This window comes from Gammaproteobacteria bacterium (assembly GCA_035501935.1).
In the GTDB taxonomy this organism is placed as follows: domain Bacteria; phylum Pseudomonadota; class Gammaproteobacteria; order JAJPIJ01; family JAJPIJ01; genus JAJPIJ01.
The window spans coordinates 37589-53325 of record DATJVC010000022.1 but is presented as its reverse complement, the minus strand read 5'-3'; the positions used below and the strand labels follow the sequence as shown (position 1 = coordinate 53325).

Below are 15737 nucleotides of genomic sequence, written 5' to 3'. Positions count from 1 at the left end.
GCCTTGAGCCGGCAGGGCCGCCATTGCGCTTCCCGGCCGCGCGTGATGAGGCCCGCGCGTTCCAGCACCTTGAGGTGCTTGGTCACGGCGGGCAGGGTCATCTCGAACGGTTCGGCGAGCTCCGTGACCGACGTTTCACCGGAGGCGAGGCGCGCCAGAATTGCGCGGCGAGTCGGGTCCGCAAGTGCCGCAAAGGTGCTGCTGAGATGATCAATCGGCATCATAGAAACCTATTAGTTAATTAACCAATAGGTAAAATACTAGAATACCCGAGGGTTTGTCAAGACGTTGCGGGAAATAAAAACCCCAACCGGGAACGGTTGGAGTTTGGATATTGGTGGAGGCGGCGGGAATCGAACCCGCGTCCGCAAGTCCTCCGCCTAAGGTTCTACATGCGTAGCCGTCTCTTTGATTTAACCGCGCGCCTCCGAGCGACAGGGCGGCAACGCAGCGAGCCTGTACTGCTTTAGTGAGGTTGGCCCCAGGCGGGCCTTGTCACGATCTTGTGTGGATGACCTTCGAGTTCAGCGCACAAGCACGACCGAGTCGAAGGTTAGCTGCCTAAGCAGCTAAAGCGTAGTTGTCGTCGTTGGCAACTATTAATTTGCAGTTGGATTTACGAGGTGCCCTGCCCCTCGGCATGCTCCTTGAGGTTTCGTGACCCACGTCGAAGCCATGTCGCCCCCAAATCGCTATTACATTGATAGTGTACGACAAAAAAAGTTTCACTGTCATTGTCTTTAATGTCTGGTCTAAAATGGGTAGACAGTTTGGACGAAACTTGAAGAGAGGGTCCCGGCATGGTGAAGTCCGGCGTCCAGCTACACATCAAATCGCAGTCCATATTACCGCCCGCCGAGGCAGTCATGGCGCGCGCGGAATTGGCATCGATGTATCGTAAAATCAGGGCCGCTTCTCTCGATATCTGCAAACCGTTGGCGGTTGAGGACCATGTCGTGCAGACCATGCCCGACGTCAGTCCGCCCAAGTGGCATCTGGCGCATACCACCTGGTTTTTCGAAACCTTCGTATTGTTGCCCTTCCTGCCCGGTTACGCCGTTTACCATCCGCAATACGGTTATCTGTTCAATTCCTACTATGAAACTGTCGGAGTCCGGCATCCGCGGCCGCAACGCGGGTTGCTGTCGAGACCGACGGTGGTGGAAATCGCGAGCTATCGCGAATACGTTGATCGTTTTATGCTTGAATGCATTGATTGCATGGATGACAAGCATCGGCAGGAGGCATCCTCCCTCATCGAATTGGGGCTCCATCACGAACAGCAGCACCAGGAGCTGCTGCTTACGGATATCAAACATATCCTGGCTACAAATCCGCTGCGGCCAGCATATCGTCAAGGCGAGGCGGCAAGCGGTCTCAACCCACCGCCAGTTGAATGGCTCGAAAGCCCCGGAGGCATTCATGAGATTGGCCACAACGGCCGCGGTTTCAGCTTTGATAACGAAGGACCCAGACACCGGGTGTGGATGGAGCCTTTCCGCATCGCCTCGCGGCTGATCACCTGTAGCGAATATCTGGAGTTCATGACCGCGGACGGCTACCAGCGTCCCGAATTGTGGTTGTCCGACGGATGGGCGGCGGTGAATCAGCACAACTGGGACAGCCCGCTCTATTGGGAAAAGTTGGATGGCAAATGGTGGCAGATGACACTGGCCGGAATGCGCAAGGTGGAACCGGGCGAGCCGGTCTGCCATGTCAGTTATTACGAGGCTGATGCCTATGCGCGCTGGCGCGGCAGGCGTCTGCCGACGGAGGCCGAATGGGAGGTTACGGCGGCCGGCATGGCCGTAACAGGAAACCTTTTTGACGGCGGCGCGCCGCATCCGAAAACAGCGGCGGCAAAGGGGCCGCAGCAGTTCTATGGCGATGTATGGGAGTGGACGCAAAGCCCTTATGCCGGCTATCCGGGCTTTCGGGCCGCGCGCGGCGCCGTCGGCGAGTACAACGGCAAGTTCATGTGCAACCAATTCGTGCTGCGGGGAGGCTCGTGCGCCACGCCCGACGGCCACATCCGCGCCACCTATCGCAATTTTTTCTACCCGCAATCACGCTGGCAGTTCGCGGGGTTGCGGCTGGCCGGGGACAGTTAGAAAAAAACAACATCCCTACTCAGAATGGGGAATACGCGCCAGGACGGCGTTCTCGATTTCGCGCCTCGGGTGCGGCCATTGCGGCGACAAAAAAGTTCTTCGCTACGAGGAGGATGAGCCAATGCCATACGGTCTCCGTAGGATATATGCGCCCCGCTGGCGTTCGGTCCAGACACACGCCTGCCCACGCGTCGCTTTTCACGACTGTGAACCGGCACTGGGCGATTTTACGCACGACGTAGTGGCGGGTTTGAGCCGTCCGCAAAAGGTGCTGCCGCCGAAATACTTCTATGATCAGCGCGGCTCCTTGCTCTTCGAGCAGATTTGCGGGTTGGAGGAATACTATCTGACTCGAACGGAGATCGGGCTGCTGGAGCGGCATGCACGCGAGATTGGCGTCCTGCTTGGCGGAGGCTGCGTGCTTATCGAATACGGCAGCGGCAGCAGCAACAAGGTTCGGTATTTGCTCAATGTCATGCATGGCCGGGTCAGCTATATCGCGATCGACATCTCGCGCGCGCATCTGCTGCAATCAACCGCGGCGCTCGCCGAGATCTACCCGCAGGTGAATGTGGCGGCGGTATGCGCCGATTTCATGCAGCCGTTTTCATTGCCGGCCGAATTTTCCCCGCGTGGGCGTCGCGTCGGTTTCTTCCCCGGCTCCAGCATCGGCAATTTCGGACCGCGCGACGGCATGCGCTACCTGCGCGCCGTGGCCGCGACGCTCGGAGAGGGCGGCATTCTGCTCATCGGGGTCGATCTGAAGAAGGAGAAGCGGCTGCTTGATGCAGCTTACAACGACCGCGGGGGCATCACAGCGGCCTTCAATCTGAACCTGCTGGCACGTATCAACCGCGAACTTGCAGCGGACTTCCGGCTCGATGGCTTCCGGCATCACGCCTTCTATGATGAGAGCCGCGGCCGTGTCGAGATGCATCTTATCAGCTGGTTCGACCAGACCGTGACCGTCGGCGGGGCACGGTTCAATTTCCGCGCGGGCGAAACCATCCACACCGAGAATTCCTACAAATATTCGATCGCGGAGTTTCACCGGCTTGCCGCCCGTTGTGGCTACATTCCTGTCCGCGTCTGGACCGATGAGCGCAGGCTGTTCAGCATCCATGCCCTCGTCGTGCGCAACGCGACGGACGGAATGAACCTTTAGCGCGGAATTTCCGTAACTATATCTCAGCCGTGCTTGAGCAGTCGCTGGCGGTCGCGCTCCCAGTCGCGCTCCTTGAGGGTGGCGCGCTTGTCGTGTGCCTGCTTGCCGCGCGCCAGCGCGATCTCGAGCTTGGCGCGTCCCTGCTTCCAATACATGGCCGTGGCGATGAGGGCATGGCCCTTGCGTTCGACGGCGCCGATGAGCTTGGACAATTCGTGGCGGTTGAGCAGCAGTTTGCGCGTGCGCTGGGCGTCCGGGACGACGTGCGTGGAGGCGCTGGGCAGCGGGGTGATGAGCGCGCCGAACAGCCAGGCCTCGCCGTTCTTGAGCAACACGTAGGCGTCCCGCAATTGCACCCGGCCATCGCGCAGGCTTTTGACCTCCCAGCCCTGCAGCGCAATTCCGGCCTCAAAGCGTTCTTCGATGAAATAATCGTGTCTGGCCTTTTTGTTGAGCGCGATGGTGCTGCTTTTGGCTTCTTTTTTGTCCTTTGCCATGAATGGATTATACCTGTTCGCACGGGATGCCCGGCTTCCGTTTGCCGCCGATTTAACCGAAAATACGGTTTGATCCACTCGTTCACCATCCGATGCAGCAGGTCCGGAAAAGCGCCATCGTCCCCTACAGTCCGCGCGACATGTACAACCTGGTCGCTGACATCGAATCCTATCCACAATTCCTGCCGTGGTGCACCACCGCCAGGGTGCTGGGGCGGCAGGGCAATGAGGTGACGGCGCGGCTGACGCTGGTGAAGGCGGGGATGCACCATGATTTCACCACGCGTAATACCATGCGTGAGGACAGCCGCATCGACATGCATCTGGTCGAGGGTCCATTCAAGAGCCTGAGGGGTTGCTGGCGTTTCGAACCCGTCGCGCAGGGCACGCTGGTGACGCTCGATTTGCATTTTGAACTGGCGAGCAAGTTGCTGGCCATGACGCTGGGCAGGACCTTTCAGAAGGTCAACAGCACGTTGGTGGACGCCTTCAGCCAGCGCGCGGCTCAGCTGTATGGCCGGCGCTGAGTTGCTGCATGTCGAAGTTGTTTATGCGCGGCCCGACGGGCAGTCGTGCGTCAATCTGGATCTGCCCGCCGGATTGTCGGTCCGGGACGCCATCCGGGAATCCGGATTGCTGAAATGCTTCCCGGAAATCGATCTCACAATCAACAAGGTGGGCGTTTATGGGAGATTGCGCAACCTTGATGATCCGCTGGCAGACGGTGATCGCGTGGAAATTTACCGGTCTCTGACCGCCAGCCCCAAGGAGGCGCGCCGCCGCCGGGCGCGGACGGGGGAATAGCCGTCAATCAGACGGGCCGGCCGGGCGCGGCAAACTCTCGAAGTCCCAGAGAGTGTAACCACGGTTCAAGGTAATCGGCAGCCAGCGCAGGAAGGCGGGCAGGAGTTGTCCCGCGATCGGGCTTCGCCTTCGAGCGCGATAGTGACGGGCCAGAAACAGCGATTCCGGATTTTCCATTTCAATGACATCCTGAAACCGGGCACCCATGCCGTGCAGCACCTGATACATGGTGGCCGAAAACGTGCGAAAAAAGGACCGCGTCATGAGATCGCACCACAGGCGGTGCCGCGGGAAGAGATTCCGCAAGGTGTCGAGCAGGGCCCGGACGGCGGTGCGCGTGAGATACATGAACACGCCTTCAATGATGATCATGACCTCGTCACCAGTCTGATAGCGGGCCAGCAGATCGGCGAGCGATTGCCGGTCAAATTCGATGCTGAGGCGGGTCAACGGATTCGGGCATTGCGCGGCGGGCAGGCGCTCCTCCTTGTATTGCATCAACGCCGGTTCGTCGACTTCGATCCAGCGGCCGCCCTTGAGGCGCCAGGCGCGGCTGTCGAAGCCGGCGCCGATGAGCAGCACGGTTTGCTCCGGCCGGCCGGCGAGCCGTTCGCGCAGCCAGTCGTCGATGAGGCGATGGCGCCAGGCGTTGCTGAGCTTGGCAGGGCGGAAGTCCTTGAACTGCTCGTATACTTTGAGGCCCTGTTCGTTCATGAACAGGCGCGCATATTGGTCGCCGCAGATCGGCCGCCGGGAGGCGGCGTCCTCCATGCGAACGCCGGTGCAGTAATACGCTGTTAGCGAGACAGGTTTCATGCCCGGACTTCCAGGTCGGAGGGTGTATCATTCTAACGTGTCTCCCGATCCGCACCCTCGAGTTCCCTTATATCTGCTGCGCGATCCCCTGTGTCTCTTGGCCCTTGGCCTCGGAACCGGCTTGAGTCCGCGTGCGCCGGGCACGGCCGGCACGCTGTTGGCGGTGCCGCTGTACTGGCTGCTTCGGGATTTGCCGCTGATCACTTATGCAGCGATTTTAGTCGCCGGTTTTGTCACGGGGGTGGGGCTGTGCGGGTATGCCGCGCGACGCCTCGGCGTTGCGGATCACCCGGCCATCGTCTGGGATGAGATCATCGGTTTCGGGATTACCATGATCGGCGCGCCTGTCGGCTGGCCGTGGGTGATTGCCGGTTTTGTTTTATTCCGCTGCTTTGACATAATCAAACCCTGGCCCATAGGATGGTTGGACCGGCGGGTGAAAGGCGGCTTGGGAGTAATGTTGGATGATCTGATGGCGGGCTTATTCGCCTGTGCTTGTATTAAAGCAAGCGCTTATTTATTATAGATTTACAACTTGTTATTAATGTGCATTCAAAAATCATAAAAACGCCTGTCAACAGGGGGTTACCGCTCAAGCTGGGATTGCTTGCGGGGGTCATTTTGTTCGTGCTGGGCACACCGCCCGCCATGGCGGACATTTACAAGTACGTCGATAAATACGGCCGCGTGACGCTGACCGATCGGCCGGACCGCTCCGGTTACCAGAAGCTGGTGCGGACCTGGAAGGGCTGGGTGCCCGCCACGCGGTCCTTCAGCAATCCGAGTTTCGCCAGCGATCGGCGGAAGTATGAGCCGGTCATCGCCGAGGCCGCCGCCAAAAACAACCTCCCCAAGGAACTGGTGCATGCGGTCGTCACGGCGGAGTCCGCCTACGACAAGGACGCGGTGTCGCGCAAAGGGGCGGTGGGCCTGATGCAATTGATGCCGGAAACCGGCCGGCGCTATGGCGTGCTCAACCGCAATGACCCCGTCGCCAACGTGCACGGCGGCACGCATTACCTGGGCGACCTCATGCAGATGTTCAAGAATGACGTCCGGCTTGCCGTGGCGGCTTACAACGCCGGCGAAAACGCGGTCATCGATTACGGCTACAAGATCCCGCCCTTTGCCGAGACGCGGGAATACGTGCGCCGGGTGATGCAGTACTATGAGGATTACAAGGCCAGGGGTATCGATACCGGGTTGCCATACCCGGTCAAAAAACCGGCCGCCAGGCCTTCGGCGTCCCTGCCGCTTCGCAGCGTGGCGCAGGTCAAATTTTCATCCCCCGAATGAAACCCGTCACGGCGATTATTCGTCTGTGACACAACCCTCAGAGGCGGACTTCACGGTTTTAATGTAGCGGTTAAGCGTTCCGCGGGTGGCCTTGTACGGCGGCATTTTCCACTGCCCTCGCCGTCGCGCGAATTCCTCATCCGTGATTTCGACGTCGATGCGGTTTTTTTCGGCATCCAGTGTAATGCGGTCGCCATTCTTGATGAGCGCGAGCGGGCCGCCTTCCTGCGCCTCCGGAACGATGTGGCCGACGATGAAGCCGTGCGAGCCGCCGGAAAAACGGCCGTCGGTGATCAGCGCCACGTCGGCGCCAAGCCCCGCGCCCATGATGGCGGAGGTGGGGGTGAGCATTTCCGGCATGCCGGGGCCGCCCTTGGGTCCCTCGTAGCGGATCACGATCACATCGCCCTTTTGTATTTTCTTTTTCTCCAGCGCCGCCAGCATCTCCTCCTCGGAATCAAACACGTTCGCCGGGCCGGAGAAGCGCAGGCCTTCCTTGCCGGTGATCTTCGCCACCGCGCCGCCGGGCGCGAGATTGCCCTTGAGGATCTGGATGTGTCCTGTTTTCTTGATGGGTTTGTCGAGCGGCTGGATGACGGTCTGGCCGGCCTTGAATACGGGCACGTCCCTCAGATTCTCCGCCACGGTCTTGCCGGTGACGGTCAGGCAGCCGCCGACGATCATTTTGTTTTCCAGCAGGAACTTCATCACCGCGGGCGTGCCGCCGATGTTGTGCACGTCCTCCATGACGTATATTCCGCTGGGCTTCAGGTTGGCGAGGAACGGTGTGCGATCGCTAACCTTCTGAAAGTCGTCGATGGTGAGCGGCACGCCGACGGCGCGTGCCATGGCGATCAGATGCAACACGGCGTTGGTCGATCCGCCGAGCGCGGTGACCAGCACCATCGCGTTCTCGAAGGCCTCGCGCGTCATGATGTCGCGCGGCTTGATGTCGCGTTCCAGCAGGTTTTTGACCGCGGCGCCGGCACGGAGGCACTCTTCGCGCTTGCCGGGATCGACCGCGGGCGTGGAGGAGGAGTAGGGCAGCGACATGCCCAGCGCCTCGATGGCGCAGGCCATGGTGTTGGCGGTGTACATGCCGCCGCAGGCGCCGGGTCCGGGGCACGATTTCCGCACGATGTCGCGCCGGGTGCCGTCGTCGATCTTGCCGGCGATGAATTCGCCGTAGCTCTGGAAGGCGGAGATGATGTCCAGCACCTGCTCGCCGCCGTCACCGCTGCGGTGACCCGGCTTGATGGTGCCGCCGTAGATCATGAGGCCGGGCCGGTTGAGCCGGCCGAGCGCCATCACGCAGCCGGGCATGTTCTTGTCGCAGCCTGGCAGGGTGACGCAGGCGTCGTACCACTGCGCGTTCATGACCGTCTCGATGGAGTCGGCGATGAGATCGCGCGACTGCAGGGAATAGCTCATGCCGTCCGTGCCCATGGAAATGCCGTCGGAAACGCCGATGGTGTTGAAGCGCATGCCGACCAGACCGGCCGCGGCCACGCCTTCCTTCACCCTGGCGGCGAGATCGAGCAGGTGCATGTTGCAGGTATTGCCCTCGAACCAGACGCTGGCAATGCCGACCTCGGGTTTGTCCATGTCCTGATCGGTCATGCCGGTGCCGTAAAGCATGGCCTGGGAGGCGCCCTGCGATTTGGGCTGGGTGATGCGTGAACTGTATTTATTGCGGCGTTCGCTCATGCGACAACATCCGTTTTTTTGAGGTGCGGAGCATACACCAAGCGCAGGATCGATGGCAGGCGGGTGGATCAGCCATTACAATGTGCGCGCCCGCCGGATACGTCGTCCTGGAATGGACGCCGTGCGGGGTGAAATGCCACGGGGTTTGACGCATTACTTTTTTTTTGGATGGGTTCGAATCATGGCTGACAAGCAGAAACAATTCGTCGACTGGTTCCGGCAGGCGTCGCCGTACATCCACGCCCATCGCGGGCAGACTTTCGTGTTGTCCTTCGGCGGCGAGGCGGTGGGGGAGCCCACCTTCCGCAACCTCATCCATGACATCGCCCTGCTGTCCAGCATGGGCATCCGTCTGGTGATCGTGCCCGGCGCCCGGCCGCAGGTGGAGGAGCGGCTGCGGGCCCGCAATCTGGAGATGCGCATGAAGGGCGGCATACGCATCACCGACGAGACCACGCTGGCCTGTGTGAAGGACGCGGTGGGCAGCATCACCATCGAAATCATGGGGCAGCTGTCACGCGGCCTGGCGAATCATCCCGCCGCCAACGCCCGCATCCGGGTCGTGTCCGGCAACTTTGTCATCGCCAAGCCGATCGGCGTGCGCAACGGCGTGGATTACCTGTATTCGGGAGTCGTGCGCAAGGTGGAGGTGGAGACCATCCGGACACGGCTGGAAAACGGCGACATCCTGGTGACGCCGCCGGTGGGCTACTCCCCGACGGGGGAATGCTTCAATCTCAACGCCCATGAAGTGGCGACTTCCATCGCGTCGAGCCTCGGTGCCGACAAGCTCATCTTCCTGCTGGAGAACAAGGCCATCCTCGACAAGCGCGGCAAGCTCGTGCATCAACTCACCGACACGGAGACCGAACAACTCATGCAGGCGGATCCCGAGCTGGCCCAGCGCATTCCGGAGCTGGATGACGCCATCACCGCCTGCCGCGGCGGCGTGCGGCGCGTGCATCTCGTGGACCGGCGCGAGGACGGCGGACTGCTGCTGGAACTCTTTTCGCGCGACGGCATCGGCACGATGGTGTCGGCCAATCCGTTCGACACCCTGCGCAAGGCCACCATCGACGACGTCGCCGGCATCATCGAACTCATCGCGCCGCTGGAGACGGACGGCACGCTGGTGCGTCGCTCGCGCGAAAAACTGGAGACCGAGATCGATCACTTCAACGTGCTGGTGCGCGACGGCGCCATCATCGGCTGCGCTGCGATCTATCCCTATCCGTCGGAGGGGCTGGCGGAACTGGCCTGCCTGGCCGTGCACCCGGATTACCGGGACCAGGGCCGCGGCGACATGCTGTTCAACAACCTGGAAACCAGTGCCCGGCAGATGAAGCTGAAACAGATGCTCGTGCTGACGACCCAGGCCGCGCACTGGTTTGTCGAACGCGGCTTCAACGAGGCCACCATCGAGAGCCTGCCGATCGAGCGGAAGATGCTCTACAACTACCAGCGCAACTCCAAGGTCTTCACCAAGAAACTATAATCTGGTTTCCGAGGCGGGGTAGTTCAACTCGATGGTGACCTGGCTGGGGTCTTCCAGAAAGATCTGGTGCAGGCCGAGCGAGGGCACGGTGCGCTCCCGGTAAGGCACGCCTTTTTTCTTCAAGCGCCCGCGCATCTCGTCCAGGCCGGTGGCGAAAAAGGCGATGTGATCCACGGTGCCGGTACCACCCTTGAGACTGTCCGGATTTCGATCCCCCAGATATTTCCTGAGCCCTTCGGGATCGTTGGGATCGACGCCGATGATGTGCACGCGTGCGTTCGAGTACGAGCCATGATCACCGTTGTACAGCCACAGTCCGGGAAAGGGAAAGGCCGGGCGGGGGCCGACAGTGAAACCCAATATCCCGGTGTAAAACTGCTCGGAAGCCTTCAGATCCAGGGTGCGGATCGAGTAGTGATTGAGTTCGGTGATGGGCATGGCCAGTTTGCTGCCGTCACCGGCCAGGCTGTATCGGGTCCGGCTAAACCGCGCGTTCGGGGTTTTTGTTCGAAGATTTGATGTCGATGGCCAGTTCGCCGCCCTTGACGGTGACCAGCACGTCGCCGCCTTGTTCGAGCTTGCCGAACAGCAGTTCCTCGGCCAGCAGCCGTTTGATCTTCTCCTGAATCAACCGCGACATCGGGCGCGCGCCCATGATGGGGTCATGGCCGTGCTCCGCCAGCCAGCCGCGGGCGGCGTCATCGACTTCCAGCGTCACGTTCTTCTCGTCCAGCTGGGTTTCGAGTTCGACGAGGAATTTGTCCACCACATGGGCGATGGTCTGTGGATCCAGCGGCTTGAACTGGATGACGGCGTCCAGCCGGTTGCGAAACTCCGGGCTGAATATCTTCTTGATGATCTCGCCTGCGTCCGAGCTGTGATCCTGCTGCGTGAAGCCGATCGAGGAGCGGCTGATGCGATCGGCGCCGGCATTCGTGGTCATGATGATGATCACGTTGCGGAAATCCGTCTGCCGGCCGTTGGTGTCGGTGAGCGTGCCGTGATCCATCACCTGCAGCAGGATGTTGAACACATCCGGGTGCGCCTTCTCGATTTCATCGAGCAGCAGGACGGCGTGCGGATGCTTGATGATGGCCTCGGTGAGCAGCCCGCCCTGATCGAAGCCGACATATCCCGGCGGCGCACCGATGAGGCGCGACACCGTGTGCCGCTCCATGTATTCGGACATGTCGAAGCGCACCAGTTCGATGCCCATGACCCTCGCCAGCTGGCGGCTGACCTCGGTTTTGCCCACACCGGTCGGGCCGGCGAACAGATACTGGCCGATCGGACGGCGCTGATCGCCCAGGCCCGAACGCGCCATCTTGATGGCGGCGGCCAGCTTTTCGATGGCCTCGTCCTGGCCGAAGACCACGAGCTTCAAGTCGCGCTCGATGTTTTTCAGCACGTCCTTGTCGTTGCTGGACACGGTTTTCGGCGGTACGCGCGCAATCTTGGCGACGATCTGCTCGACCTCGTGCACGGTGATGGTCTTCTTGCGCCTGGAGGGCGGCAATAAATGCTGTGCCGCGCCGGCCTCGTCGATGACGTCAATGGCCTTGTCCGGCAGATGCCGATCGGTGATGTAACGCTGCGTCAGTTCCACGGCGGCGCGCAATGCCTGCTGGGTGTATTTGACCTGGTGATGCTCCTCGAAGCGCGACCGCAGGCCCTGCAGGATTTTGACGCTGTCCTCGACCGACGGCTCGGTGATGTCGATCTTCTGGAAGCGGCGCGACAGCGCGCGATCCTTCTCGAAGATGCCGCGATACTCCTGATAGGTCGTGGAGCCGATGCACTTCAGATCGCCGGACATCAGGACCGGCTTGATGAGATTGGACGCGTCCATGACGCCGCCGGAGGCCGCGCCGGCGCCGATGATGGTGTGGATTTCGTCGATGAACAGGATCGCGCCGGCGTCCTTGCTGAGCTGGTTCAGCACGCCCTTGAAGCGTTTCTCGAAATCGCCGCGGTATTTGGTGCCGGCCAGCAGCGCGCCCATGTCGAGGGCGTAAATCGTGCTGTTTTTCAGCACCTCCGGGACCTCGCCGTCGACGATCTTCTTGGCCAGTCCCTCGGCGATGGCGGTCTTGCCGACGCCGGCCTCGCCGACGAACAGCGGATTGTTCTTGCGGCGGCGGCAGAGCACCTGGATGGTGCGCTCGACCTCGTGTTGGCGCCCGATCAGCGGATCGATCTTGCCCTTGCGCGCCTGCTCGTTGAGGTTGAGCGAGAACTGCTCCAGCGCGTTCTTGCCGGGTTCCGTGGCGTCGGCGTCCTCATCGCCGATGCCCGGTTCCTGGCCGCCGTCCTCGGCGACCTTGGAGATGCCGTGGGAAATGTAGTTGACCACGTCCAGTCGGGCGACGTTCTGGCGGCCCAGCAGATACACGGCCTGTGACTCACGTTCGCTGAAGATGGCGACCAGCACATGGGCGCCGGTGACCTCTTTTTTACCGGAGGACTGCACATGAAACACGGCACGCTGCAATACCCGCTGAAAGCCGAGCGTGGGCTGCGTATCGCGGATGTCGTCTTTTTCCGGCAACAGCGGTGAATTCTCGCGCAGAAAGGCGTTGATCTCGTTGCGCAACTGGTTCAAGTTGGCGCCGCAGGCCTTGAGCACGCGGGCGGCCGCGGAGTTGTCCAGCAGCGCCAGCAACAGGTGCTCGACGGTGATGAATTCATGCCGCTGCTCGCGGGCGTGCTTGAACGCCAGGTTCAGCGTGGTTTCAAGTTCCTTGCTCAGCATGGCGTTTATTCTACGCGGGTTCCAGCGTACAGAGCAGGGGATGCTGGTTTTCGCGGGAATAGGCGTTGACCTGGGCCACCTTGGTCTCGGCGATTTCGTGGGTGTAGGCGCCGCAAATCCCCTTGCCGCGCGTGTGCACCTCCAGCATGATGCGCGTGGCGGTAGGCCGGTCCTTGTTGAAAAACAACTCCAGTATCTGTACGACGAATTCCATCGGCGTATAGTCGTCGTTGATTAGGATGACATGATAAAGTGGCGGGCGCTTGAGCTTGGGCCGCGCCTCCGCCAGGGCCAGGCCCTCATCGCGTTCAGTGCGGGTTTTGTCACTCATATTCCGGGTTAATCGTTCAGACTCCATATGCAATTTCCTGTACTAATTATAACGCGTGGACGGAGGATTTCATGACGCCGCCGCCGCCACCCTTGAACGACGTTTCTCCGAGTAATTGGATGAACCGGCCGGCGGCCGGGCTGAGATTTCCGGCCTTGCGGGTGATCACGCCGTAGCTGCGCTTGGGGAAATGGCGGGCCAGCGGCGCGACGGCCAGATTTTCTTCGCCGGTCAGACACATGCCGGGGCAGATGGAAATCCCCAGTCCACGCGCGACCAATTGTTTGATGGCTTCCCAACTGCCCGCCTCCAACGTGACGCGGCAGGGAATTTCGTGCCGTTGGAAGACGAGGTTCACCAGCGCCGAACTGCTTGAATGTCGCGGCGGCAGGATCAGGCCGTGGACGGCGATATCGGCCAGCGTCGGATCTTTGTTGCCGGCCAGCGGATGATCCGTTGGAGTAATGAGCATCTGATCGCAGGCGGTCAGCGGTCGATAGGCAATGTCTGCAGGAACCTCCAGCAGCGTCCCCACCATCAACTCGGCCTCATTGGCGCTGAGCAGCGGAAGACCGTTGCGGCCGGCGACGCTGTGCAAATGGAAACGCACCGCCGGATGGCGGCGGCTGAACTCCCTGATCACGTCCGGCAGCAAGTGCAGGAACACCGTTTCGGAGGCGGCGATGTGCAATTCACCGGTAATGACCTGTTTGAAACTTTCGATGAAGTGGGCCGGCAGATTCTCCAGTCCCTCAATCAATGGGGCCGCCAGCGCGTAGAGCCGGTGGCCGGCCGGCGTCAGATGGATGCGCGGTCCTCTGCGATCAAAGAGCGCGGTGTCGAGCTCCTTTTCCAGCGCGTGCACCAGCAGCGATACGGAAGGCTGGCTCAGAAACATCCGCTCCGCCGCCCGGGAGATGCCTCCGCTGGCGGCACTGTGGCAGAACGCGCGCAACTGCTTGAGCCGATCTTGTTTGTAGTAAACGCGCTTGCTGTTTGTGGCCATAAATTAAGGCGGACTTGATATAGTATTAATAATGTTAATAGTAAATATTGAAAAAATTAGATTGTCAAATGATGCAATGCAACGTAGTGTTACAGTCAGCTTAAACACACACGCAAGGTATTGATCTGAAGATAACTGTGGCAAATTGACCATGAGCGCAATGCTACAACCGTCATTCTTGAAGGGACTGGTGGTTACCGGCCCCATTACCCGGCGATATGCCGAGATTTTGACGCCGGATGCGCTTGCCTTCGTCGAGGAGCTGGTCCACCAATTTGCCCCGCGTTCCCGGGAGTTGCTGGCCATTCGCGTGCGCCGCCAGGAATATTTCGACGCCGGCGGCCTGCCGGATTTTCTGCCGCAAACCAGACACGTCCGCGAAGGCGACTGGAAGGTTGCCCCGATCCCGAAGGATTTGGTGGATCGGCGGGTCGAGATCACCGGACCGGTGGATCGCAAGATGATCATCAACGCGCTCAATTCCGGCGCCAACACCTTCATGGCCGATTTCGAGGATTCCTCGAGCCCCACCTGGGAGCAGATGATGGATGGCCAGGTCAATCTGCGCGACGCGGTGGACGGCACCATCAGTTACCTGTCCTCCGATGGCAGGGAATATCGCCTCAATGAAAAAACCGCGACGCTTATCGTGCGGCCGCGCGGCTGGCATCTGCATGAAAAGCACGTGTTGTTCGACGGCGAACCCATCCCCGGCGGTCTGTTCGATTTCGGTCTCTATTTTTTTCATAACGCCCGCAAACTCATCGCCAGGGGCAGCGGCCCGTATTTCTATCTGCCGAAGATGGAGAGCCACCGCGAGGCGCGGTTGTGGAACGAGGTCTTCAATTTCGCGCAGGACGCCCTCGGCATCCTGCGTGGCACGATTCGCGCCACCGCGCTCATCGAGACGCTCACCGCCGCCTTCGAGATGCACGAGTTCCTCTACGAGCTGCGCGATCACGCCGCCGGACTCAACTGCGGCCGCTGGGACTACATATTCAGTTTCATCAAGTGCCTTCGCAACCATCCGGACTATGTGCTGCCGGATCGTTCGGAATTGACCATGACGCAGCACTTTTTGCGGTCCTATTCGCTGCTGCTCATACAGACCTGCCACCGACGCGGCATTCATGCCATGGGCGGCATGGCCGCGCACATTCCCATCAAGGATGATCGCATCGCCAATGAAACGGCGTTGAACAAGGTGCGTGCGGACAAGGAACGCGAAGCCAGGGATGGTCACGACGGCACCTGGGTGGCTCACCCGCTGCTCGTGCCCATCGCGAGGGAGGTGTTCAACAAACACATGACGGCCGCCAATCAAATTGATAATCTGCGCCTTGATGTAAACGTCACGGCCGCAGACCTGCTCAAGGCGCCGGAGGGCGGAATCACCATCCGCGGCCTGCTGCACAACATCAGTTCGGCGCTGCACTATACCGAATCATGGCTGAGTGGGCGCGGTGCGGTGCCGATCGCCAATCTGATGGAAGACGTGGCCACGGCGGAAATTTCGCGCGCCCAAATCTGGCAATGGATCCGCCATCCCCGGGGCATCCTGGAAGACGGGCGGCGGATCACGGTCGAGATGTTCAGGGAATTGATGACGGAGGAACTGCAGAGCATCCGCCGGCAATTGGGTGACATGTATCAGGTGCGGAAATACAAAGAAGCAGCGGAGCTTCTGGACAAGATGGTGTCCGGGAAAAGGCTGCCGAATTTTCTCACGCTTGAGGCTTACGGTTTATTGGCTTAAA

Annotated in this window: 16 protein-coding genes and 1 other RNA gene; 8 read left to right on the top strand and 9 right to left on the bottom strand. The window is 60.6% G+C overall.

Features of this window, described 5'->3' with window-relative positions:
* Together VMH34_05665 and ssrA are read right to left on the bottom strand one after the other, a co-directional pair.
* On the bottom strand, positions 1–221 hold a 221-nt coding region (locus VMH34_05665), incomplete at its 3' end, for a metalloregulator ArsR/SmtB family transcription factor (GenBank protein ID HTT08260.1).
* 114 nt (positions 222–335) lie between these two features.
* Positions 336–686, bottom strand: a transfer-messenger RNA (tmRNA) gene (ssrA, locus tag VMH34_05660).
* A gap of 114 nt (positions 687–800) precedes the next feature.
* On the opposite strand from ssrA, the gene egtB reads away from it, so the two are divergent.
* The gene (gene egtB / locus VMH34_05655) at positions 801–2111 is read left to right on the top strand and encodes an ergothioneine biosynthesis protein EgtB (GenBank protein HTT08259.1); all 1311 of its coding nucleotides are present in this window, start codon (positions 801–803) and stop codon (positions 2109–2111) included.
* Between the two features lie 121 nt (positions 2112–2232).
* Positions 2233–3276, top strand: coding sequence for an L-histidine N(alpha)-methyltransferase (gene egtD / locus VMH34_05650; GenBank protein HTT08258.1), 1044 nt, complete (start codon positions 2233–2235; stop codon positions 3274–3276).
* A 23-nt stretch (positions 3277–3299) separates the two neighbouring features.
* Here the strand turns inward: egtD and smpB are convergent, their stop codons facing one another.
* Positions 3300–3773: an SsrA-binding protein SmpB gene (gene smpB / locus VMH34_05645; protein ID HTT08257.1), complete on the bottom strand. Its 474-nt coding sequence runs from the start codon at positions 3771–3773 to the stop codon at positions 3300–3302.
* Between the two features lie 92 nt (positions 3774–3865).
* Between smpB and VMH34_05640 the strand changes: the two genes are divergently transcribed.
* Together VMH34_05640 and VMH34_05635 are read left to right on the top strand one after the other, a co-directional pair.
* Positions 3866–4300, top strand: a complete 435-nt coding sequence (locus VMH34_05640) for a type II toxin-antitoxin system RatA family toxin (protein ID HTT08256.1) — start codon at positions 3866–3868, stop codon at positions 4298–4300.
* The gene (locus VMH34_05635) at positions 4287–4577 is read left to right on the top strand and encodes an RnfH family protein (protein ID HTT08255.1); all 291 of its coding nucleotides are present in this window, start codon (positions 4287–4289) and stop codon (positions 4575–4577) included. The genes VMH34_05640 and VMH34_05635 overlap by 14 nt, the downstream gene beginning before the upstream one ends.
* A gap of 3 nt (positions 4578–4580) precedes the next feature.
* Here VMH34_05635 and VMH34_05630 read toward each other — a convergent pair whose 3' ends face one another.
* Entirely contained in the window at positions 4581–5393 is an 813-nt protein-coding gene (locus VMH34_05630) for a class I SAM-dependent methyltransferase (protein ID HTT08254.1), read from the bottom strand.
* Positions 5394–5430: 37 nt separating this feature from the next.
* Between VMH34_05630 and VMH34_05625 the strand changes: the two genes are divergently transcribed.
* Together VMH34_05625 and VMH34_05620 are read left to right on the top strand one after the other, a co-directional pair.
* A complete protein-coding gene (locus VMH34_05625) occupies positions 5431–5919 on the top strand; it encodes a phosphatidylglycerophosphatase A (protein ID HTT08253.1) in 489 nt (162 codons plus the stop codon).
* Positions 5920–5939: 20 nt separating this feature from the next.
* Positions 5940–6689: a lytic transglycosylase domain-containing protein gene (locus VMH34_05620; GenBank protein ID HTT08252.1), complete on the top strand. Its 750-nt coding sequence runs from the start codon at positions 5940–5942 to the stop codon at positions 6687–6689.
* A gap of 15 nt (positions 6690–6704) precedes the next feature.
* Here the strand turns inward: VMH34_05620 and ilvD are convergent, their stop codons facing one another.
* Positions 6705–8396, bottom strand: coding sequence for a dihydroxy-acid dehydratase (gene ilvD, locus VMH34_05615; protein ID HTT08251.1), 1692 nt, complete (start codon positions 8394–8396; stop codon positions 6705–6707).
* 181 nt (positions 8397–8577) lie between these two features.
* Between ilvD and argA the strand changes: the two genes are divergently transcribed.
* Positions 8578–9891, top strand: a complete 1314-nt coding sequence (argA, locus tag VMH34_05610) for an amino-acid N-acetyltransferase (GenBank protein HTT08250.1) — start codon at positions 8578–8580, stop codon at positions 9889–9891.
* On the opposite strand, the gene VMH34_05605 is transcribed toward argA, so the two are convergent.
* Genes VMH34_05605 through VMH34_05590 form a run of 4 tightly spaced genes read right to left on the bottom strand, consistent with a single transcriptional unit; the run spans position 9886 to position 13980 of the window.
* Positions 9886–10329 (bottom strand): VOC family protein, encoded by a 444-nt coding sequence (locus VMH34_05605; protein HTT08249.1) that lies wholly within the window; start codon positions 10327–10329, stop codon positions 9886–9888. The two genes, argA and VMH34_05605, sit on opposite strands and share 6 nt — an antisense overlap.
* A gap of 43 nt (positions 10330–10372) precedes the next feature.
* Complete coding sequence (gene clpA / locus VMH34_05600; GenBank protein ID HTT08248.1) at positions 10373–12643, bottom strand: ATP-dependent Clp protease ATP-binding subunit ClpA; 2271 nt, start codon at positions 12641–12643, stop codon at positions 10373–10375.
* A 10-nt stretch (positions 12644–12653) separates the two neighbouring features.
* Positions 12654–12974 carry an ATP-dependent Clp protease adapter ClpS gene (clpS, locus tag VMH34_05595; protein ID HTT08247.1) on the bottom strand — a complete coding sequence of 107 codons (321 nt, stop codon included), beginning with the start codon at positions 12972–12974 and terminating at the stop codon, positions 12654–12656.
* Between the two features lie 46 nt (positions 12975–13020).
* Positions 13021–13980, bottom strand: coding sequence for a LysR family transcriptional regulator (locus tag VMH34_05590; GenBank protein ID HTT08246.1), 960 nt, complete (start codon positions 13978–13980; stop codon positions 13021–13023).
* Positions 13981–14140: 160 nt separating this feature from the next.
* Between VMH34_05590 and aceB the strand changes: the two genes are divergently transcribed.
* Entirely contained in the window at positions 14141–15736 is a 1596-nt protein-coding gene (gene aceB, locus VMH34_05585; protein HTT08245.1) for a malate synthase A, read from the top strand.
* Position 15737 lies beyond the last annotated feature (1 nt).